Origin of the sequence: Actinokineospora sp. PR83, from assembly GCF_021056305.1 — a bacterium.
GTDB lineage: Bacteria > Actinomycetota > Actinomycetes > Mycobacteriales > Pseudonocardiaceae > Actinokineospora > Actinokineospora spheciospongiae.
Genome location: NZ_JAJCXD010000078.1, coordinates 112,985 through 132,314 on the forward strand (window position 1 = coordinate 112,985; position 19,330 = coordinate 132,314).

The window sequence follows — 19,330 nt, forward strand, 5'->3', positions numbered from 1 at the left end:
TATCCCTGGACGGGACGGTACCGTCCCGTCTAAGATTGACGTCGGGACGGTACCGTCTCGTCCGCTTCTGGAACGGGGAGTTGCACCATGACCACACCGGTACGCACGGCGAGCGACCTCTTCACCGAGTCGGTGCGGTTGCTGCTGGCCAAGGACATGGCGGGCTACGCCGCGTTGTGGGCCGTCGACGGCGTCATGGTGTTCCCCTTCGCCGCGGCGGACTACCCGGCCCGCCTGGAAGGCCGCGCGGCCATCGCGGCCTACCTGCGCGGTTACCCGGACCTGCTGGACGTTCGGGAGATCACCGAGCAGGTGGTCCACCGCACGAGCGACCCGGATGTCGTGATCGCCGAGTTCGAGGCCGCGGGAGTGGCAGTGGCGACCGGCAAGCCCTACCGGATCCGCTACGTCGCGGTGCTCACCGCGCGCAACGGTGAGATCACCTCCTACCGCGACTACTGGAGCCCCCTGGCGGCCACGGAGATCCTGGGCGGCCTCGGCGAACTCAAGGCTTTCGCCGGTGAGGCGTCGAAGGCATGAGCACACCGTCGACAGTGCTGGTCATCGGCGGCACCGGCACCACCGGCAGCCGGGTCGTCGCCCTGCTGCGCGAACAGTCAGCCGCAGTGCGCATCGGCACCAGGAAACCCGACGACCCCGGGCAGGTCCGGTTCGATTGGAGCGAGCGGGCCACGCACGGTCCCGCGGTGGCCGGAGCGGAGCGGGTCTACCTCCTCCCGCCGGTCGGGGTCGCCGAGCCCGCACCGCTGGTCGAGGGCTTCCTCGCCGAAGCGGCACGGGCGGGGGTGCGGCGGGTGGTGCTCCTCAGCTCCTCCGCGGTGCCGGACGCCGACTCCGGGCCGGGAGCCCTGCCCCCGCTGGTCCGCGCGGCGGTGCCGGAGTGGGCTGTGCTGCGGCCGTCCTGGTTCATGCAGAACTTCCTCGGCTCCCACCCCGTCGCGGCGGGCATCCGGGAACACGGGGAAATCGTCACCGCGACCGGGTCCGGCCGAGTCGGGTTCGTCGACGCCGCCGACATCGCCGCGGTGGCCGCACGAGCCCTGCTGGACCCCGTGCCGCACAACACCGACCACCTGATCACCGGCCCGGAAGCCCTCAGCTACGCCGACACCGCCGCGATCATCACCGAGACCACCGGCCGCGCGGTCGAACACCGAGCCGTCAGCGCCACCGAGATGGCCACCCGGTTCACCGACACCGGCATGTCACCGCAGTTCGCCACCATCCTGGCCGACCTCGACACCGCCATCCGCCACGGCGCAGAGGACCGCGTCACCTCAACGGTGCGAGACCTCACCGGCCACCCCGCCCGATCATTCCGCGACTTCGTTGCCGCCAACCGGGACGCCTTCACCGCTTGACACCCGAGGTCAGTGCCTCAGCCGGGGAGGACCACGGCCTTGGGCCGGTCGCGCCTGCCCGCCTCGGCGACGGCCCGGTTGATGTCGCTCAGCGGGTAGGTGGCGATGAGCTTGTCGAAGGGGAACCGCCCCTGCCGGTAGAGCTCCACGAGCACTGGGATGAACCGCGCGGGCAGGCTGTCCCCCTCCACGATGCCGCGGACCTCCCGGCCGAACAGCAGTGAGGCCATGTCCAGGTGGACGTCGGTCCCGGGTGCGGTCGCCCCCAGGTGACCGCAGATCCCGCCCTGGTCCAGGCACTCGACCGCGTGGCGCAGGAGTGCGGGCGTCGCTGTGGTGTCGATGCTGTACTCCGCCCCGCCGCCGGTGAGGTCTCGGATGTCCGCGACGGCCCCGTCCCCGGTGAGCAGGGTGTGGGTGGCCCCGAGTTCGGCCGTGAACCGGAGTCCGGCCGGGTTGCGGCCCACCGTGATGATGGTGGTGCACCCGCTGAGGACCGCGGCCAGCACGGCCGCGCAGGCCACCGACCCGGTGCCGAAGATCGCGATGCTGCTGCCCGCCTCGCAGCGCAGCGAGTTGAGCACGCTGCCCGCGCCGGTCTGGATTCCGCAGGCGAGCGGCCCCAACAGGGGCAGCGGCAGGTCGGTGGGCACCGGAACGGTGTTGCCGCTGGTGGCGATGGCGTGCGTGGCGAACGAGGACTGGCCGAAGAACCGGCCGCGGACCTCGGTGGTCCCCCGGTGCAGCGGGGTCGACCCGTCGGGGCGGACGCCGGAGAAGTTGCGGGCGTGGAAGTGCGCGCACAGCGCGGGGCGGCCCGCGGCGCAGTGGCGACAGGTGCCGCAGTGGTCGTAGGTGAGCACGACGTGGTCACCCGGTGCCACGTGGTGGACGCCGTCACCGACGGCCTCGACCACCCCCGCTCCCTCGTGCCCGAGGACGGCGGGCAGGGGCACCGGCAGCCCCTGGTCGCGCGCCACCAGGTCGGTGTGGCAGACACCGGTTCCCACCAACCGCACCAGGACCTCATCCGCCCGGGGAGCGTCCAGGTCGAGCCCGTCGAGGGTGAACGGCGCGGAGGGGTGCTCGGTGACCGCGGCTTCGATCTTCATCGTGGATCGGCCTCCCTGGAGTCGATGAGGTCAACGAGGTCGTCCTGGGCGGTGAGGTAGCGACCCGACAGCGGGTCCGCCGCGCCGGTGAGCAGCAGGGCCAGGTTGGCCACCGCGGTCCGCAGCGGGGTGCCCCCGCCGCGGTGGACCTGGTCGCGCAGCCAGGTGGCGATCGCGTCCGCCTCCCGGCCGTGGCGCTGGACGAACTCGTGCGGGGCCCCGGCCATGCCGACGTCGAGGAGGCCGGGGTGGTAGGCGAACACCGCGACCGCGTGCCTGCGCAGTTCCACGGCCAGGTTCTCGGTCAGGGTGATGACCGCGGCCTTGGAGACCGAGTAGGCGCTGGCCAGCGGCCAGCGGGTGCGCCCGGCGCTGCTGACGACGTTGACGATCCGGCCGCAGCCGCGCTCGGTCATGTGCGGCAACACGGCCCGGCAGCCGTGCGCGACGCCCCGCAGGTTGATCTCCATGGTGTGCCACCACGACCGCTCGTCGACTGTCCACGTCGGTCCGAGCGGGCCGAGGACCGCGGCGTTGTTCACCAGCGCGTCCACCTGGCCGAAGCGGCGCACGGCCGCCGCCGCGACGCGGTCCATCGTGGTGGGGTCGCCGAGGTCGCCCGCGACGGTCAGGACCGCGCCGGGGGTCGCGTCGAGGTCGCGGGCCGCCCGGTCGAGCGCGTCGGGGTCGCGCCCGGTGAGGACGAGCCGCGCGCCCGCCTCGGCCAGCGCCCGGCTGATCGCCCTGCCGAAGCCCCCGGTGCTGCCGGTGACGATCACCGTCCGGCCGGGCAGCTCCGCGAGCCGCGGGTCGACCGACCCGTTCACGGTCGTGCCCGCCCATCCGCGTCGCCGGGCGCGGTGGGGGTGCCGTCATCGCCGGTGGGGTCGTCCGGCTGCGGTACGCCGAGGGCGGTCGCCAGCTCCGCGAGGGCCGCGCGCCACAGGTCGGGGATCGCGTCGCCGTCCGGCAGGGCGCGGTCGACCTGGAAGCAGACCGAGGCGACGCCCCCGTACTGGAACAGCGCCACGGTCATCGGGAACCCGTCCGGGCAGCAGATGAGCGGGTCGACCCGGTGCACCGGGTCGCGGCCCACCCGCAGCGGCTGCCGCAGCGCGAAGATCGACCCCACGACGCTCTGCCGGTCCGGTGCCGCACCGATGCCGGTCAGCAGGTCCAGGGCCGGTCTGGGCAGCGAGTCCAGCACCCACCGCAGGGCGACCCGGTTCCCGGGGGGCTTCAAGGGCGCGGTGGCCCGGACCGTGTGGGCGAGGCGCCGCAGCGGGGTGGTCGACGACCCCCCGGGAACCGTGACGCGACCGAGGAAGAACCGGTTCCCCGGCAGGTGGAGGTCCTGGGGGCCGCGCAGGTTCAACGGCACCATGATCGGCAGCGGCACGCCGTCGGCGAGCGGCCAGTGCCGATCGGCCCAGCGGGCCACCGCCGCGCCCAACGCGGTGAGGTGCACGTCGTTCGTGCTGGCGCCGAACGCCCGGCCGATCGCCCTGAGCAGGTCGGTGGGCACCGCCGTCCAGCGCACGGTGCGCTCCCCGGACAGCGGGTGCTTCGGCCACCCCCAGGTGCCGTGCCCGCGCGTGCTGTGCCACACCTGGTCGAGGGCGTCGACGACCTCGGCGGCGGACGCGGGCGCCTGCGCGGCGAGCGCGGGCGTCGTGGCCGACGACGACGGGAGTGGTTCCGGGCCGAACAGGGCTTCCAGGACCCCCACGATGGCACCCGCGTCCTGCACGTCGTGCTGCGCCAGGTAGAACAGCGCGTAGTGGTCGGGGGCGTGGCCGCGCAGGAGCCACAGGCGCCAGGGCGGCGCGTCCGCGGGCAATCGCGTGAACCTCAGGTGGTGCACCGCGGCTTCGAGGTGCTCCGCGCCCTCCGGGAGCGGGTGGTCGATGACCTGGGTGTCCGGCTCGGCTCGTCCGGTGGTCCACCGGACCGCGCCGGGGTGCCCGGTGAGGAAGTGGGTCAGGGCGGGGACGCCGGGGAGCCGCTCCGCGACGTGGGCGCGCAGCGCCGCGATGTCGGGCGCGGTTCCCGCCACGTGCAGCACCGCGCCCACGTTCGCCGAGGCGGCCGGGTGTGAGGGGGTCACCGCTGCCTGGTGGAACATCAGGTCGAGTGGGCCGGGCGCGCGCGTGGCGGGTCCGGTGCTCGCCGGGGTCATGACCGACCTCCCGAGGACGGGGGGCCGGGATCGCCCGGAGGCGACGGGATCTCGGCACCGAGCAGGTCGATCACCATGGAGCGCACCACCTCTCGCTGGAGTTTTCCGTTGCCCGTGGTGGGCAGAGCGCTGACGACCAGGACTCGGCGTGGGCACTTGAACGCGGCGAGTTCCGCGCGGCAGAACTCGCGCAGCTCGTCCTCGCCGGGACCCGGGTCCGCGGCCACCACCACGCAGGCCACCGGCTTGTCCAGGCCGTCGGCGTCGGGCACCGCCACGACCGCCGCCTGGTCGACCCCCGGGTGGTGCAGCAACCGTGACTCGACCTCGGCGGGGGAGATCCACAGACCACCGCTCTTGATGACCTCGGCGTTGCGGCCGAGGTGGGTGTACCGGCCGTCCGCGTCGCGGGTGACCAGGTCACCGGTGTTCACCCACGCGCCGCGGAAGACCTCCCACCCCGCTTCCACCCGCCCCCAGTAGCCGGTGGCCGTGGACGGGGCGCGGACGTGCAACGTCCCGGGCAGGCCCGCGGGCGCGGGGGAACCGTCCTCGGCGAGCACTTCCAACCGGTAGCCGGGCACAGCGGTGCCCACGCTGCCCGGCCGGGTCCGCCCCGGTCTGTTGGACAGGAAGACGTGCAGCGTCTCCGTGCTGCCCAGACCGTCGACCACGTCGACACCGAACCGGTCGCGCACCCTGCGGTGCAGCTCCGCGGGGAACGCCTCCCCGGCGGAAACGGCCAACCGGACCGAGGAGAACGCCCCCTCCGGTGCTCCCGATGCGCGCAGCAGCGCGGCGTAGGAGGTGGGAACGCCGAAGAACACCGTGGGCCGGTCGGCGGTCAGGCGGCGGAACACCACGTCCGCGGTGGGCTTGGCGGGTTCGAGGAGTGTCGTGGCGCCCGCGGACAGCGGCAGGAAGCAGGAGTTCCCCAGGCCGTAGGCGAAGGACAGCTTGGCCACGGACAAGCACCGGTCCGCCGCGTCGAGGCCGAGGACCTGGCGCCCGTAGGACTCGGCCACGAACCGGATGCTGCCGTGCCGGTGCATCGCGGCCTTGGGGGTGCCGGTGGTGCCCGAGGTGTACAACCACAGCGCCGGTGAGTCCGCGGTGGTGCGATCGGGGTGCGCGTCGGCGGGATCACCCGCGGAACCCGCCTGCTGCGAGAACTCCGCCCAGGGCAACGACGTCAACCGGCCCGGGGGGTCGGAACCGGGTCCGCCCAGGGGCACCACCACGTGCAGGTCCGGGAAGTCCCGGGCCCGTTCCGAGAGCTCCCGCAACCGTTCGCCCTGCTCGACGCCGACGACAAGAGCGCGCGCCCGGCAGTCGCGCAGCACGGCGGCCAACTCCGCCGCGCCGTAGTGGGTGGGGACCGGGACGGCGATCGCGCCGCAGCGCATGACCGACAACAGGGCCACCAGCAGGTCCGCCGAGTCGGGGGCGTGGAGCACCACGCGCTCCTCCGGGCGCAGACCGGCGGCCCGCCACCGGCTCGTGGCCGATTCCACGCGGCGACCGAGGGTGCGGTAGTCCACGTGGCCACCGGGGTCCACGACGGCGGTGCGCTCGCCGAGCCCGGCCGCGACCTGGCGGTCCACCAGGTGCACCGACGCGTTCATCAACGGGCTCATGACAGCCTCCAGCACGGGGTCGTTCCGGGAGGGTGAACGGGTGCGGTCAGCCGGTCGACCACCGGCTGTCCCACCGGTCGACGCTGCTGACCTCCCGAACCGGGGTCCTCCGGTTCGCGGTGAGGGGTTCGGCGGGCCAACCGAGCGGGACGACTGCGGCGGGCACGACCTCAGCGGGGATGCCCAGCAGTTCCCGCAGCTCGGCGACGACACCCCCGCCCCCCTCCAGGCAGGCGGCCTCGGGCAGCTCGTCCACCGCCTGCAGGGTGGTCAGGGTGCCGCCGAGCCCGATCGCCCGAGCGGCCAGCAGGAGGTTCTGCACGGCGGGGTAGACGGACGCCCCACCGTAGAAGTCGGCGGGGTTGGACGGCGACGGGATGAAACACGCCACGACCACCACCGGGACCGAGCCGAAGGACCGGGCGAGGAACTCGCTCTCCCGCAACTGGGCCTGCCTGCGGCCCCCGGCCGGGTACAGCTCGGGGCGGGAGGCGGCCAAGTCCGCCATCTTCTGCCAGGAGCGCCGGTACCAGCCGGTCAGCTCGGCCAGGACGCGCGCGTCGCGCACCACCACGAACCGCCAGGGCTGCCTGTTCTTCGCCGATCCGGCCCGGGTCGCCAGTTCCAGCACGAACTCGACGCTGCGCTGGTCGACGTCGGCGGCGAGGAAGCGGCGGACCGAACGCAGGGTCCGCATGCAGTGGGCCAGGGCGTCGACGGCGGACTCGGGGAGCGCCTGGCCACCGGGTGGGGTGCCGGGGCCGCTCACGGCGACTCCAGCGGCACCACGTGGGCGGCGACGCTGCGGAGTTTCTCGCAGGTCTCCTCGTACTCGCGGGCAGGTACGGAATCGGCGACGATCCCCGCTCCACCGCGGATCCAGGTGCGACCGTGCTCGTGGAAGACGGTCCGCAGCACCAGCACCGCGTCCACCACGCCGGTGTGGTCGGCGACCAGGACGGCCCCGCCGTAGAGACCGCGTGGGCCGTCCTCCAGCTCCGCGATGCGCGAACGGGCATCGGCCTTCTCGATGCCGGTGGCGGTGACCGCGGGGAGCACCGCGTCCAGCGCCTGCCAGGCGGTGCGGTCGGGGTCGAGCCTGCCGACCACCGACGAACCCAGGTGCTGCACCGTTCCGCGTTCCCTGACGGAGAGGAAGTCGTGGACCGCGACCGAGTGCGGCGCGCAGACACCGGTGAGCTCGTCGCGGGCGGCGCGAACCGAGATGGCGTGTTCGTAGATCTCCTTGGGGTCGGCGAGGAGGGTGGCCCGCAACTGCTCGTCGCGGTCCTGTCCCAAGCCGTGGGCGCGGGTCCCGGCCAGGGGCTCGGTGCTGACCCGGCCCCCCGCGGTGACCTTCAGCAACCTCTCCGGGGAGAACCCGACCGCTTGCCGACCGCCGAGGTCGACGAGGAAGGAGTGCGCCAGCGGGTTGGCCGCCCGCCCCTGGACGTACGTGCCCACCAGGTCGGGGACGAAGTCGACCGGGACGCTGCGGGAGAGGACCACCTTGTGCGCTCGGCCCGCTCGGATCTCGCCGATGCCGCGGCGCACCATTTCCTCGTAGGCGCCGCGATCGCGGTCAACGTCGACCGGTCGCGGTGTGTAGAGCCTGCACGGGAGGGGACTGCCCAGGAAGTCGACGACCCGGGTGAGGGTCGTGTGATCGGCGCTGCGCACCACAAGCTGTTCGGAGTGGATGATCACCTCGGTGTGCGGGACGACGATGTGGACGGACGGGTCACCGGACGGCGGGTTTCCCCGGCCCGCCGGGACACCGGAGTGGTCGAACCCGACCCACCCGTAGGCGGACCAGTCCCGCACGGGGGAATCCGCCAACGCCTCGCGCACGCCGTCCAGTGCCTGCGGCGGCCTCGGTCGGCTCCGCACACCACCGCCGTCGCTCCAGCAGTGGATCTCCTCGCGGTCCACGGTCACGCGCACCACCGCGCCGAGGCCCACCCTGCACTCGCCGTCGCGTTCGAGGAGCACAGCCGAATCGAACAGCCCCGCCCCGGTCAGGCGGGCGCCCAGGATTCCCGGGGTGAACCGGCCCGCCACCCGGGCGGAGGCGAAGGTCCTGGGTGTGGGTGTGGGGTCCATGCCTTCTCCGTCCTGGTTCCACCGGGCAGGCCACGACCACCCCGGGCGCCCGTGCCCGCGCAGCGGGCAGGGGCGCCCGGGGGTGCGTCAGGAGGTGACGATGTAGATCGGCTCGAAGAGGGACCGCACCTTGGTGACCGGGACGGTGACGCAGTCCTCTGTCGGGTTGGTCGCCTGGGCGATGCCGACCGAGTTCGCCTCGCCGGTGAAGATGGCGGTCAGCCCCCGGGTGGAGAGGACGAACTCACCCCGCAGGACCTGGGTCGGGGTCGTGTTGAGCTGGAGGGCGAAGTACCCGGACCCCTTGCCCCAGGAGCACGAGGCGACGCCCGAGGCGTAGTAGGTGAGGATGCCGTCGACCCCGTTGAGCACCGTTCGACCGACGATGCCGGAGCAGCCGGACACCGTGCCCTTGCCGGTGGCCAAGATGGGCGCGGTCGTCGCACCCATTCCGGGCGTGAAGTCGAGCACCGCGCTTCCCGAGGCACAGGTCACGTTGGCTGGTGCTGCGGCGGCCTGCGCGCTCGCCTGCGGAACCGCGAGCGACCCGAGGGCCGCCACCGCCGCCGCCACCACGCTGAAACGTGATTTCCTCATCGGTTGTCCTTTCGTGGAATTCGTCATCGGTGCACCCGTGGATGGTCCGGCGGGGCTGGTCGTCGATTTTGGCGACCGCCCACCACAGGGCAACAGCGGAGATCGGCGCGTGCGCGACAACCCGTTCCTCGTGGGTGTGCGTTCCGATGTGTGCCCTTCTCGGGCCTGGTCGGGCGTAGCCGGGTGCCTTCTTCATCACAGCAGGCGAAGCGCGACTCCACAACCTGTCGATGTTGAACGTGTTCACGTACCGCTCATTGCCTGGTCTTTTACGGAGAACGCGCCTGCACGTGCGGCTGCGCAAGTCAGAGTGCCTAAGTGAGGCCATGTCACCCTGTTGCCGGTTGTCAGGTCGACGGCGTGGTGATTGGCTGTGCGAAGAGCTAATCGGCGAACAACGAAGGAATTGGGTCTGCCCTCGGCCAAGACTGACGGATGCCGCCTATTTGTTCGGAGAGACATGCCGCCACAAAGCCGTAGACACAATGACGCGCTTCGTGCGTTGCTCAAAGAGGCGCGTTGGACGAGTCACAACTTCGCGGTCGCGGTCAACCGCGTCGCGGCGGAAGCGGGCCTGACATTCCACTACGACCGGACGGCGGTGTCGCACTGGTTGTCCGGGAGTCGCCCGCGCCCGCCGGTCCCCACGCTCCTGGCCGAGGCGATGTCCCGCCGCCTCGGCCGTCACATCGCGGTGGCGGAGACCGGGATGGCCGATGCGCCGGTGGCGGGCGCGGCGCTGCTGGAGGAGGCTCCCGGTGTCCAGGGCCTGCGCCAGCTCGTCCTGGCCGACCTGGACCCGGTGCGCAGGACCCTGCTGCGCGAACAGCCGTTCCGGACCGACTGGGCGGTGGTCCCCGACCGGCCGACCGCCCGCGCGGTCCCCCTGGCCGAACCCGGCCCGGTCGAACGCGGCGCCTGGACCGCGATCGAGGCGATGGCCTCCGCCTTCGCCGCGGCGGGGGAGGAGTTCGGGGGTGGCCACGCCCGTCTCGCGCTCGTCGCCTACCTGGCCACCGACATCACGCCACGCTTGCAGTTGAGCAGGACCGAGCCCCCCGCGTCCGTCTCCCTCAGCGCAACGGCCGGACTCGTCCGCCTGCTCGGATTCATGTGCTTCGACAGCCTGTACCACCACCTGGCCCAGCGCTACTACCGCATCGCGCTGCACCTGGCAGGCGAGGCGGGCGACCCGGCCGGTCAGGCGGCCGTCCTGGGCAGCATGAGTTCACAGGCCAGGTTCCTTGGCCACCACCGGCAGATGGTCCTGCTGGCGGACGCGGCCGTGACCCGCGCCGACCCCTCGACGCCACCCGGCACGCGGGTGGCCCTGCTCGGGCAGGCCGCGGTCGCGCACGCGACTCTTTCCGACCGGACCACGGCACTGGTCCGGCTGACCGAAGCCGAAAAGCACGTGGACGACACCGGCTCCGCCGCCTGCCGGGCGGAACTCGCGCACCGCACCGGTCAGGTGCTGGCCCTGCTCGGTGATCACCACGGGGCCGAGCGCGCGTGGCGGGAATCACTCCGGCAGTTCCCGAGGACCCAACGCCGTTCCCGCGTTCTGACCACCCACCAACTCGCCGAACTGCACCTGCGGCGGGGCCGACTCGAACCGGCCTGCGAAACCTGGCAGGGGTTCCTCGACGAGTACCCCTACGTGCGGTCTGTCCGCGTCGACTTCGCCTTCCAGGGATTCCGACGACTGCTGGAATCGCATGCCGAGAACGCCTCGGTGCAACGCGTGGTGAAGCAGGCGAACCAACTGGACGGGTGATCGGGGCCCTTCCGCCCGTCTCCGGCCCCGCGCAGGCCGGGGTGGCGTCGACGGGGCGGGCGCGCTGCGGCGGAGAACCACCCACGCCCGGCCGGTGGGCGCCGATCCTCGGCTCAGGGATGTGGCTGTCCACCGGCCTTGCGTAGTGTTCGGGGCGGGTGGTGGGCGGTTGCCCCGCTGCCCGTGCCGGAGCCGGGAGGGGTGTGGGGTGTCGGTCACGAGCCAGAAGCTCGACGGTGTGCTGGAGCGGCGGCAGGCCCAGCTCCCCCTCGTCGACGGCGAGATCGCCAGGTGGAACCGGGTGGGGGAGGTGCTCGGCCTGCTGCAGGCGCCCGGGTTGGGCGGGGACCTGCTCGCCAGGGCCGGGCTGCTGGACACCGACCTGGTCGAGCTGGCCGGGCTGGCCCTGGACTCGGCGGCCGCGCTGGGGCGGGTGCGGGCCAGGGTGCGCAGGCGGACGATCAACATCGGGGTCAGCGGTCAGGCGCGCAACGGCAAGAGCACCCTGCTGCGGTCGCTGTCCGGACTCGGTGACGAGCAGGTGCCCACCGGCAAGGGCAGGCCGGTGACCGCCGTGCGCAGCCGGATCTTCCACTCGACCGACCACGAGGGCGCCAGGGTCACCACCCACACCGAGCAGTCCTTCCTCGACGAGGTGCTCTACCCCTACTACGCCGAGTTCGGCGTGGTCACCGTGCCGACCGACCTCGCCGAGTTCACCCGGGGCTCCGACGTGCTCGCCGATTCCACCCTGGCCGCGCAGTTGGCCGCCGACCCGCACAACGGGCCGCTGCTGGCGCGGTTGCGGGAGATCCGGGACAGCGCGCACACCTGGCGCCGCCACCTGACCGGCGCCGTGCTCGACGTGCCGCTGGACGAGCTGCGGCAGTGGGTGGCGTACCCGGCCGAGGAGTCCGCGGACCCCGACCGCAGGTACCTGGCGGTGCGCGAGGCCGTGGTGCACTGCGCGTTCCCGCGCACCGACACCACCGACGTCGGGTTGATCGACCTGCCCGGGCTGGGCGAGCTGACCCCGCGGGCCGAGGAGCGGCACATCGTCGGGCTGCACAACGACGTCGACCTCGTGCTCATGGTCAAGTGGCCGACCAGCACCAACGCGCTGTGGACGACCTCGGACGCGGCGGCGATGGACCTGGCCAACAAGGCTCGGGGCGCGGCGGCGATGCGCGACTTCGCCATGATCCTGGTCAACACCGGGCAGTGCGACCAGGAGAACGTGGCCGCGCTGCGCGCGGACCTGACCGAGCGGGTCAACAACCGCACCGACGACGCCTACTTCCGGGTGCTGGAGGCCGATGTGGCCGACCCGGACGCGGTCCGGGTCGAGGTGCTGGACACCGTGCTCGACCACCTCGCCGACGCGCTGCCGCGGATGGACGCCGCGGTGATCGGCGACGCCCTGGCGCAGTGCGCGCGCAACCAGCAGGCCATCGCCGCACGGGTCGGGGAGGCGCTCGACGCGCTGCGCAAGGTCGTCACCCCCACCTCCAGCGAGGCGCTGCACGCGCTGGCGCAGTCGGTGCTGGCCGAGCTGGCGCAGTCGTTGCAGGCCTGGATCGGGGACCTGGAGCGGCAGCTCACCCGCGAGGACGTCGGCGACGGCTTCCACGACCGGGCCGCGGAGGTGCGGGCCGACATCCGCGCCTGGATCGACACCGGGTTCGGCGAGGGCGCCGAGCACTGGCAGGAGATGGCGCTGCAGGACTTCCGGCGCAAGAAGGCGTCGCGCCCGTTCGCCGCCGCGGCGCTCAACAGCGTGCGGGTGGAGCTGGCCCGCAGGCTCGCCGCGGTGGACGACGTGCTGCTGGCCCGGCGCGCGGAGTTCTGGTCGGGGCTGGTCGAGGCGCTGGGCAGGCTCGGGGTGCTCTGCGGTGCCGAGCGGGACCCGCAGGCGGCGCTGAACCGCCTGGTCGGGGCGCTGCGGGAGATCCCGGAGCCGTGCCCGGCGATGGTGGACGCCTTCGAGTTCGTGCTCGACGTGCGCATGGACTTCCGGACCCTGGTGCTGCCGGACGTGCGCGACGCACTGCAACTGCTCTACCCGGAGCCGCCGGGGGAGGAGGGCGTGCAGATGGCGTCGCTGCTCGGGGTCAGCCACGACGCCCAGGGCGCCGAGCTGCTCTACAAGCGGGTCACCCAGCTCGCCAAGCAGGGCGTGCACGACACCGGGCGGGTCATGGCGACCATCCCCGAGCGCGCGGCCAACGTGCTGCTCGCCTTCGCCGAGCAGTTCGAGGACGGCCTCATCCGCGGCAAGGCGGCGGAGAAGGAGATGGTGCGGGTCGTGGACGCCTTCCGGGAGCAGATGTGGCCCGCCGACGGCAACGCGGACCTGGCGGTCGGCATCGGGTTGCAGCGGCTGCGCGGGCTGCTGGCCGAGCTGCGGGCCGTCCTCGCCGAGGAGCAGGGGGTGGCGGCGTGACCGACCCGTTCAAGGTGTCCATGGTCGGCCCGAGCGCGGTCGGCAAGACCACCCTGGTCTCGGCGATCCTCGACCAGACCCAGTCGCTGCTGCGCGGCACGCCGGTCGAGGTCGCCGCGGACGAGGAGACCGAGAACAAGCTGGCCACCCACCGCAAGCAGCTCGCCATGGCGCTCGCGGCCCAGGAGTTCGAGCCGCACTCGCTGGGCAGCACCCAGACCACCACCGAGTACACCCTGCAGCTGCGGTCGATCGACAGGGCCGAGCTGTCGGTCCCGTTCTCCGTCCTCGACTTCCCCGGTGGCTGGCTGGACCCGCTGGAGCGGGCGGGCTCACCGCAGGCCAAGACCGACTGGCCGCGGTGCGAGGGCCACATCAGGCAGAGCATCATGCTGGTGGTCCCCATCGACGCCGCGGTGCTGATGGAGACCACCACCGGCAAGGAGCGCGCGGCCAGGGTCGCCCGGCTGGGGCTGACCGAGGTGCACCAGGTCGTGAAGCAGTGGGCGCGGCTGCGCAACCAGGCCCCCGACGAACCCGCGGTCCTGGTGCTCGCCCCGCTCAAGTGCGAGAAGTACTTCTCCGACAACGGCCGCCGCACCGGCTACTCCGGCGTCGAGCTGGCCAAGGAGGTCCGCACCGTCTACGCCGACGTCCTGGCCGCGGTCCGCGACGAGGCGACCAAGCGCGCCATCCGGGTCGTCTACTCGCCGATCGACACCTACGGCTGCGTCGAGCTGTCGGAGGCGTTCTGGGAGCCCGCCGCCGACGGCATCCTGACCCTGCGGGCCACCTACCGCTTCCGCGGCGACCCGCCGCGGCCGTCGATCCGGGCCGCCGCCACGGTCGTGCAGGAGCTGTGCCAGGCGATCATCTCCGCCCGGCGCGAGCAGGAGGCCGCGGCCCAGGCCGCCACCACCACGGCGGTCGCCGAGCTGACCTCCCGCCGCGCCCAGCGCAAGGGCCTCATCGGGACCCTCGCCTACCACCTCAGCGGCGAGGCGGTCCGGGTGACCCGCGAGATCGAGTCGGGCACCGCCGAACTCGTCGAGATCGAGGCCCGCCACGAGCAGTTGGCCGCGGCGGTGGAGAGCCTGGCCACCCGCGACCGCGACGCCCGGGTGGAGGTCTGGTGAGCAGGGCGGAGGTCACCGCCGTCATCACCCGGGGCCGGACCAGGGACTACGGCTACCTCGGCACCCCCGGCGAGGAGTGGTGGGTGGAACCCGCCAGGTTCACCGACCTCGACCAGCCCGCGGTGCTGGCCCTGCGGGACGGGTCCGGGTTCCGGGCACTGGTCAGCGGGATCCCCTCCGCCCGCCGCGACACCGTGGGCCGCACCATCCGGGTGACCCTGGTCCTGGCGGGCGACGACCGGCCCGGCGCGGTGCTCGCCCTGGCGCGCGCGGCCCTGGACGACACCGCCCGCGCCGCCCTGGGCGCCCGCCTCGACGAGGTCATCACCGAGGCCCTGGTCGACGAGTGGCGCGGCGTCGTCGACCGCCCCCTGGGCCCGGCGGCGGACGCGGTCCTCGACGCCGTCGGCTCCCCGGAGGCGCAGGTGCCGGGCGCCGGGCAACCGGCGTCCTGGGTGGTGTCCGCCGACGACCCCTCCTCGACCGACGCCTTCCTCGCCCGGCTCGGCGACCTGCTCACCGGCGAGGCCCGCGGTTACGCGATCGCCACCAACAGGCTCGTCAGCGAGGCCGGGGCGGAACGGGCCAGGCAGGCCCTGGGCGCGGACACCGCCGTCCTGCTCCTCAGCAACTCCGCGACCGTGGTGGGGGTGCGGCCGCTGGGAAAAGCGCCGGGGACCCCGCGGTCCCCGGCGCCCACCCCGTTCCCGATCCGGCTCCTGCTCGGCGCGGGACTGGCCTTGGTCGTGCTCTTGGCCCTGTTGCTGCTCTGATCTCCCACCTCCGCCTGGAGGTGGGGCTGGAGTTGCGGGCAGCCTTCCCCGAGGTGCGCGCGCACCTCCCCAACGGCACCACCGTGGCGGCGGAGTTCGTCTCCGCCGAACAGCTCTCCGACGGTTCCGCCCGCGCCACCCTGCGCCTGCGGCCCGTTCCCCTGGAGCTGCCGGGAATCCGGATCGCGGGCACCGTCCCCCGCTCCCTGGCCGGGCCCGTCCTCGCCGCCTCGGACACGGGCAGGTGGCCGAACACCCCCACCACGCTCCGCCTGGTCTCGGTCACACTCGACCTCGACGAACTGGCCCGCACCCTCCACAGTGGCGCCATCAGCGCCCGGGACGGCATCGCCGCCGCCATCGACCAGCTCGTGAAGGTCTTCTCCACCAAGGACACGCCCGGGCACCCGGTTCGTCCTCCACCCGGTGGGCTTCCGGGCGCAGGCCCGTGCGGCGCGACACAGGACGTCCAGGGCCGCGTCCGGAAGTAGCGGACCTTCCCTGACCGGTACTGGTGACACCGTGGACCTCGTCGCCGGAAGCCTCCGGCGGCGAACCGTTCATGAAGGACCGGAACACCATGTCGCTCAACGCTGTCGCCCACCTGAACTTCCACGGGCAGGCCCGCGAAGCCCTTGAGTTCTACCGGGCGGTGTTCGGCGGACAGCTCACCGTCGCCACCTACGCCGACTTCGGGATGCCCGCCGAACTGCCCGGCGCGGCGAACGTCGTCTTCGGACAGGTCGTCGCCGACAACGGCTTCCGGGTGATGGCCTACGACGTGCCCGGCCAGGACGCGCCCGCCGCACCGGCCGCCCCCACCACGCGCCGCGAGAACGGCACCACGATCACCGGGGAACCGTTCTTCCTCTCCGTGCGCGGCGAGAGCGTCGACGAGGTCACCCCGGTGTGGGAGGGCCTCGCCGAGGGCGCGACCGTGATCGAGCCGTTCGGCCCCGCGCAGTGGGCGCCCGCCTTCGGGATGCTGGCCGACCGCTTCGGCATCACCTGGATCGTCGACGTCGCGGCCGAGTACACCCAGGCCTGATCTTCCCGCCGGGGGGTGCGGTCGGTCCCGGCCGCACCCCCCACCACCCAGGAGAAGTCCCATGCGAACCCGCCCGCTCGGCCGCACCGGCATCCAGGTCAGCGCCTACACCCTGGGCACGATGATGTTCGGGCCGCACGGCAACCCCGACCCGGACGAGTGCGCCCGCATCGTCCACCGCGCCCTCGACGGCGGCATCAACACCATCGACACCGCCGACGTCTACGGCGGCGACGGCGAATCCGAGAGGATCGTCGGCAAGGCCCTGCGCGGACGCCGTGACGACGTTGTCCTCGCCACCAAGTTCAACGGCCCGATGGGCCCCGGCCCGAACCGGGGCGGGAACTCCCGCCGCTGGGTCGTCACCGCCGTCGAAGGGTCCCTGCGCCGCCTCGGGGTCGACCACATCGACCTCTACCAGGCCCACCACCCCGAACCCGGCACCGACATCGAGGAAACCCTCGGTGCGCTGACCGACCTGCTCCGCGCGGGCAAGGTCCGCGCGATCGGCCACTCGAACCTGCCCGCCTCGGAGATCGTCGAAGCCCAGTGGGTGGCCGATCGGCGCGGGCTGGCCCGCTTCCGCTCCGAGCAGCCGCACTACTCGATCCTCAACCGCGGGGTCGAACGCGAGGTCCTGCCGGTCTGCGAGCGCCACGGGCTGGGTGTCCTGGTGTGGAGCCCGCTGGCGATGGGCCTGCTCGCGGGCCGCCTCCGCAGGGGCAGCGCGGAAACGGCGTCGGCGGGCCGCCTGCACTGGGCGCGGCGGCACATGACCGACGGGCGCAAGCTCGACGCCGTCGAAGCCCTCGTCCCGGTCGCCGAGCAGGCCGGGCTGTCGCTGCCCCACCTCGCCCTGGGGTTCGCGACCGCCCACCCCGCGGTCACCTCGGCGATCATCGGCCCGCGCACACCGGAACAACTCGACGACCTGCTGGCGGGAGCGGACACCGCCCTCGACGACGACGTGCTCGACCGCATCGACGACATCGTGCCGCCGGGAACTGACGTCGGACCCGTCGACGTCGCCTACGTCCCGCCCGCGCTCGCCCACCCCGAACTTCGCCGCCGCGCTCCCGGCCGCCGGTAGCGACACCTCGTTTTGAGGGTTCCACCCCACATACCGAGGAAAAGTTTCAATACAATGTTCAACGATAGTGTTGAAGCATGACTTCCGACCTCGTGGACGCCACCCACCCCGTCGACGCCGCTGCCGTCATGGGGCTGCTCCCGAACCGCCCGCGACTGCTCGCCCTCGGCGAACCCACCCACGGCGAGGACGTCCTGCTCCACCTGCGCAACGACCTGTTCCGGCAGCTCGTCGAGCGGGAGGGCTACCGGACGATCGCGGTCGAGAGCGACTGCATGATGGGCCTGGTCGTGGACGACCACATCACCTCCGGCGCGGGCACCCTCGACGAGGTCGTGGAGGCCGGGTTCAGCCACGGCTTCGGCGCGTCCGAGGCCAACCGCGAACTGGTGCGGTGGATGCGCGCCCACAACGAGGGCCTGCCCGCGGCCGAACGGCTGCGCTTCGCCGGGATCGACGGCCCGCTGGAGATGACCCACGCCGCGAGTCCCCGGCAAGCCCTCACCGCACTCCACGACCACCTCGCGGCCCGGGTGGGCGCGGACCTGCTCCCGTGCACCGCCGAGGTCCTCGACCGCCTGCTCGGTGCCGACGACCGGTGGACCGACCCCGCCGCGATGGCGGACCCCGCGCGGTCCGCGGGGCGGACGCCCGAGGCCGAGCGGTTGCGGTTGATCGCCGACGACCTGGTGGCCCTGCTCGACGCGCAGACACCGCACCTGCTCGCGGTGTCCTCGCGGGACGAGTGGGACCGGGCCCGCCTGTACGGGCGGACCGCCACCGGGTTGCTGCGCTACCACTCCTGCATGGCCGACACGTCACCGAGCCGGATGGCGCGGCTGGTGGGCCTGCGGGATTCGATGATGGCCGCCAACCTGCTCGCCCTCGCGGAACGGGGCCCGGTACTGGCGCACGCCCACAACGGCCACCTCCAGCGGGACGAGAGCAGCATGCGGATGGGCGGCCTGCCGCTGCGGTGGTGGAGCGCGGGCGCGATCGTCGGTGCCCACCTCGGCGACGGGTACGCCTTCCTGGCCACGGCCCTCGGCACGATCCGCCACCGGGGAGTCGACACCCCGCCCCCGGGCACCCTTGAGGGGCTCCTGTACGCGCTCCCGGGAGATCGGTGCCTCGTCGACCCCCGCCGTCTCGGGGCTGCCCTCGGCAACGCGGAGCCCCGGGTGTCGCCCTACTACGGTTACGCCCCGCTCGACCCGGCGCACACCGACAACTACGACGGGATCGTGTTCGTCAAGGACGCCCCGCCTACCCCTTGAGGCCGGTCTCGGTGACGCCGCGCACGAGGTGGCGCTGGAGCAGCACGAAGACCAGCAGCACCGGCAGGATCGACACGGCCGCGCCCGCGAAGAGCAGGGTGATCTTGGGGTTCTGCGCGGTCAGCAGGCTGGACAGGGCCACCTGCACGGTCCAGGTGGACGAGTCCTGGGCGATGATCAGCGGCCACAGCAGCTGGTTCCAGCTCCCGATGAAGTCGATCACCGCGATGGCCGCGATGAAGCCGGTCGAGTTGGGCACCACCACGCGCCAGAACACGCCCCACCGGCTCAGCCCGTCCAACCGGCCCGCTTCCTCCAGCGCCTGCGGGAAGTCCAGGAAGTACTGGCGGAACAGGAACACGCTGAGCGCGCTGAACAACCCCGGCACGATCAGCCCGCGCAGGTCCGACAGCCACCCGAGGCTCGACACCACCACGAAGCTCGGCACGAACGTCACCGCGGTGGGCACCATCAGGGTGGCGACCACCGCGTAGAGCACCTTCGACGCGTGCCGGTACGGGACGCGGGCGAGGCCGTAGCCCGCGAGCGAGCACACCACGAGCTGGCCGAGGGTCTGCGGCACCGACACGATCACGGAGTTCAGCAGGCTGCGGGCGAACGGGACCTCGTCGTCGGTGAACAGGTCGCCGACGGTCGACCAGTCCTCGGCGAGGCCCTTGCCGAGCATCACCGCGAACGGCAGCAGGAACAGCGCCGCGGCGAGGGCCAGCACGAGCCAGAGGAGCACGCGGGACACCGTCGTGCGGTTGTGGCCT

General features: G+C 72.9%; 18 protein-coding genes. 10 read left to right on the plus strand and 8 right to left on the minus strand.

Going from position 1 to position 19,330, the window contains the following annotated elements:
- Positions 1-87: 87 nt before the first annotated feature.
- Positions 88-540 carry a nuclear transport factor 2 family protein gene (locus tag L6E12_RS25615; protein WP_236230468.1) on the plus strand — a complete coding sequence of 151 codons (453 nt, stop codon included), beginning with the start codon at positions 88-90 and terminating at the stop codon, positions 538-540.
- Entirely contained in the window at positions 537-1,382 is an 846-nt protein-coding gene (locus L6E12_RS25620; RefSeq protein WP_236230469.1) for an ergot alkaloid biosynthesis protein, read from the plus strand. Before L6E12_RS25615 ends, L6E12_RS25620 begins: the two co-directional genes overlap by 4 nt.
- A gap of 17 nt (positions 1,383-1,399) precedes the next feature.
- Here the strand turns inward: L6E12_RS25620 and L6E12_RS25625 are convergent, their stop codons facing one another.
- From L6E12_RS25625 to L6E12_RS25655, 7 genes are all read right to left on the minus strand, one after another.
- The gene (locus L6E12_RS25625; RefSeq protein ID WP_236230470.1) at positions 1,400-2,494 is read right to left on the minus strand and encodes an NAD(P)-dependent alcohol dehydrogenase; all 1,095 of its coding nucleotides are present in this window, start codon (positions 2,492-2,494) and stop codon (positions 1,400-1,402) included.
- Positions 2,491-3,321 (minus strand): SDR family NAD(P)-dependent oxidoreductase, encoded by an 831-nt coding sequence (locus L6E12_RS25630; protein ID WP_236230471.1) that lies wholly within the window; start codon positions 3,319-3,321, stop codon positions 2,491-2,493. The genes L6E12_RS25625 and L6E12_RS25630 overlap by 4 nt, the downstream gene beginning before the upstream one ends.
- Positions 3,318-4,673: a hypothetical protein gene (locus L6E12_RS25635; RefSeq protein ID WP_236230472.1), complete on the minus strand. Its 1,356-nt coding sequence runs from the start codon at positions 4,671-4,673 to the stop codon at positions 3,318-3,320. The genes L6E12_RS25630 and L6E12_RS25635 overlap by 4 nt, the downstream gene beginning before the upstream one ends.
- Positions 4,670-6,310 carry a benzoate-CoA ligase family protein gene (locus L6E12_RS25640; RefSeq protein ID WP_236230473.1) on the minus strand — a complete coding sequence of 547 codons (1,641 nt, stop codon included), beginning with the start codon at positions 6,308-6,310 and terminating at the stop codon, positions 4,670-4,672. Before L6E12_RS25640 ends, L6E12_RS25635 begins: the two co-directional genes overlap by 4 nt.
- 46 nt (positions 6,311-6,356) lie before the next feature.
- Positions 6,357-7,079, minus strand: a complete 723-nt coding sequence (locus L6E12_RS25645) for a nitroreductase family protein (protein WP_236230474.1) — start codon at positions 7,077-7,079, stop codon at positions 6,357-6,359.
- Entirely contained in the window at positions 7,076-8,413 is a 1,338-nt protein-coding gene (locus L6E12_RS25650) for a salicylate synthase (protein WP_236230475.1), read from the minus strand. The genes L6E12_RS25645 and L6E12_RS25650 overlap by 4 nt, the downstream gene beginning before the upstream one ends.
- Positions 8,414-8,500: 87 nt before the next feature.
- Positions 8,501-9,010 (minus strand): hypothetical protein, encoded by a 510-nt coding sequence (locus L6E12_RS25655; RefSeq protein WP_236230476.1) that lies wholly within the window; start codon positions 9,008-9,010, stop codon positions 8,501-8,503.
- A 502-nt stretch (positions 9,011-9,512) separates the two neighbouring features.
- Here L6E12_RS25655 and L6E12_RS25660 point away from each other — a divergent pair.
- From L6E12_RS25660 to L6E12_RS25695, 8 genes are all read left to right on the plus strand, one after another.
- Complete coding sequence (locus L6E12_RS25660) at positions 9,513-10,787, plus strand: tol-pal system YbgF family protein (protein ID WP_236230477.1); 1,275 nt, start codon at positions 9,513-9,515, stop codon at positions 10,785-10,787.
- A gap of 208 nt (positions 10,788-10,995) precedes the next feature.
- Positions 10,996-13,230 (plus strand): hypothetical protein, encoded by a 2,235-nt coding sequence (locus L6E12_RS25665; protein WP_236230478.1) that lies wholly within the window; start codon positions 10,996-10,998, stop codon positions 13,228-13,230.
- A complete protein-coding gene (locus L6E12_RS25670; protein WP_236230479.1) occupies positions 13,227-14,366 on the plus strand; it encodes a hypothetical protein in 1,140 nt (379 codons plus the stop codon). The genes L6E12_RS25665 and L6E12_RS25670 overlap by 4 nt, the downstream gene beginning before the upstream one ends.
- The gene (locus L6E12_RS25675; RefSeq protein ID WP_236230480.1) at positions 14,363-15,139 is read left to right on the plus strand and encodes a hypothetical protein; all 777 of its coding nucleotides are present in this window, start codon (positions 14,363-14,365) and stop codon (positions 15,137-15,139) included. Before L6E12_RS25670 ends, L6E12_RS25675 begins: the two co-directional genes overlap by 4 nt.
- A 32-nt stretch (positions 15,140-15,171) precedes the next feature.
- Positions 15,172-15,630 (plus strand): hypothetical protein, encoded by a 459-nt coding sequence (locus L6E12_RS25680; protein ID WP_236230481.1) that lies wholly within the window; start codon positions 15,172-15,174, stop codon positions 15,628-15,630.
- Between the two features lie 89 nt (positions 15,631-15,719).
- Positions 15,720-16,187, plus strand: coding sequence for a VOC family protein (locus L6E12_RS25685; RefSeq protein ID WP_236230482.1), 468 nt, complete (start codon positions 15,720-15,722; stop codon positions 16,185-16,187).
- A 61-nt stretch (positions 16,188-16,248) separates the two neighbouring features.
- On the plus strand, positions 16,249-17,277 hold the full coding sequence (locus L6E12_RS25690; RefSeq protein WP_236230483.1) for an aldo/keto reductase: 1,029 nt from the start codon (positions 16,249-16,251) through the stop codon (positions 17,275-17,277).
- A 77-nt stretch (positions 17,278-17,354) separates the two neighbouring features.
- Positions 17,355-18,554 (plus strand): erythromycin esterase family protein, encoded by a 1,200-nt coding sequence (locus tag L6E12_RS25695; protein ID WP_236230484.1) that lies wholly within the window; start codon positions 17,355-17,357, stop codon positions 18,552-18,554.
- Here the strand turns inward: L6E12_RS25695 and L6E12_RS25700 are convergent.
- Complete coding sequence (locus L6E12_RS25700) at positions 18,544-19,311, minus strand: carbohydrate ABC transporter permease (protein ID WP_374201947.1); 768 nt, start codon at positions 19,309-19,311, stop codon at positions 18,544-18,546. The two genes, L6E12_RS25695 and L6E12_RS25700, sit on opposite strands and share 11 nt — an antisense overlap.
- Between the last annotated feature and the right edge of the window lie 19 nt (positions 19,312-19,330).

What these genes read in the sequence shown, in the direction of transcription:
- L6E12_RS25615 (WP_236230468.1), top strand. Translation starts at nt 88, where the DNA reads ATGACCACACCGGTACGCACGGCGAGCGACCTCTTCACCGAGTCGGTG.
- L6E12_RS25620 (WP_236230469.1), top strand. Translation starts at nt 537, where the DNA reads ATGAGCACACCGTCGACAGTGCTGGTCATCGGCGGCACCGGCACCACC.
- L6E12_RS25625 (WP_236230470.1), bottom strand. Translation starts at nt 2,494, where the DNA reads ATGAAGATCGAAGCCGCGGTCACCGAGCACCCCTCCGCGCCGTTCACC.
- L6E12_RS25635 (WP_236230472.1), bottom strand. Translation starts at nt 4,673, where the DNA reads ATGACCCCGGCGAGCACCGGACCCGCCACGCGCGCGCCCGGCCCACTC.
- L6E12_RS25640 (WP_236230473.1), bottom strand. Translation starts at nt 6,310, where the DNA reads ATGAGCCCGTTGATGAACGCGTCGGTGCACCTGGTGGACCGCCAGGTC.
- L6E12_RS25650 (WP_236230475.1), bottom strand. Translation starts at nt 8,413, where the DNA reads ATGGACCCCACACCCACACCCAGGACCTTCGCCTCCGCCCGGGTGGCG.
- L6E12_RS25655 (WP_236230476.1), bottom strand. Translation starts at nt 9,010, where the DNA reads ATGAGGAAATCACGTTTCAGCGTGGTGGCGGCGGCGGTGGCGGCCCTC.
- L6E12_RS25685 (WP_236230482.1), top strand. Translation starts at nt 15,720, where the DNA reads ATGTCGCTCAACGCTGTCGCCCACCTGAACTTCCACGGGCAGGCCCGC.
- L6E12_RS25690 (WP_236230483.1), top strand. Translation starts at nt 16,249, where the DNA reads ATGCGAACCCGCCCGCTCGGCCGCACCGGCATCCAGGTCAGCGCCTAC.
- L6E12_RS25695 (WP_236230484.1), top strand. Translation starts at nt 17,355, where the DNA reads ATGACTTCCGACCTCGTGGACGCCACCCACCCCGTCGACGCCGCTGCC.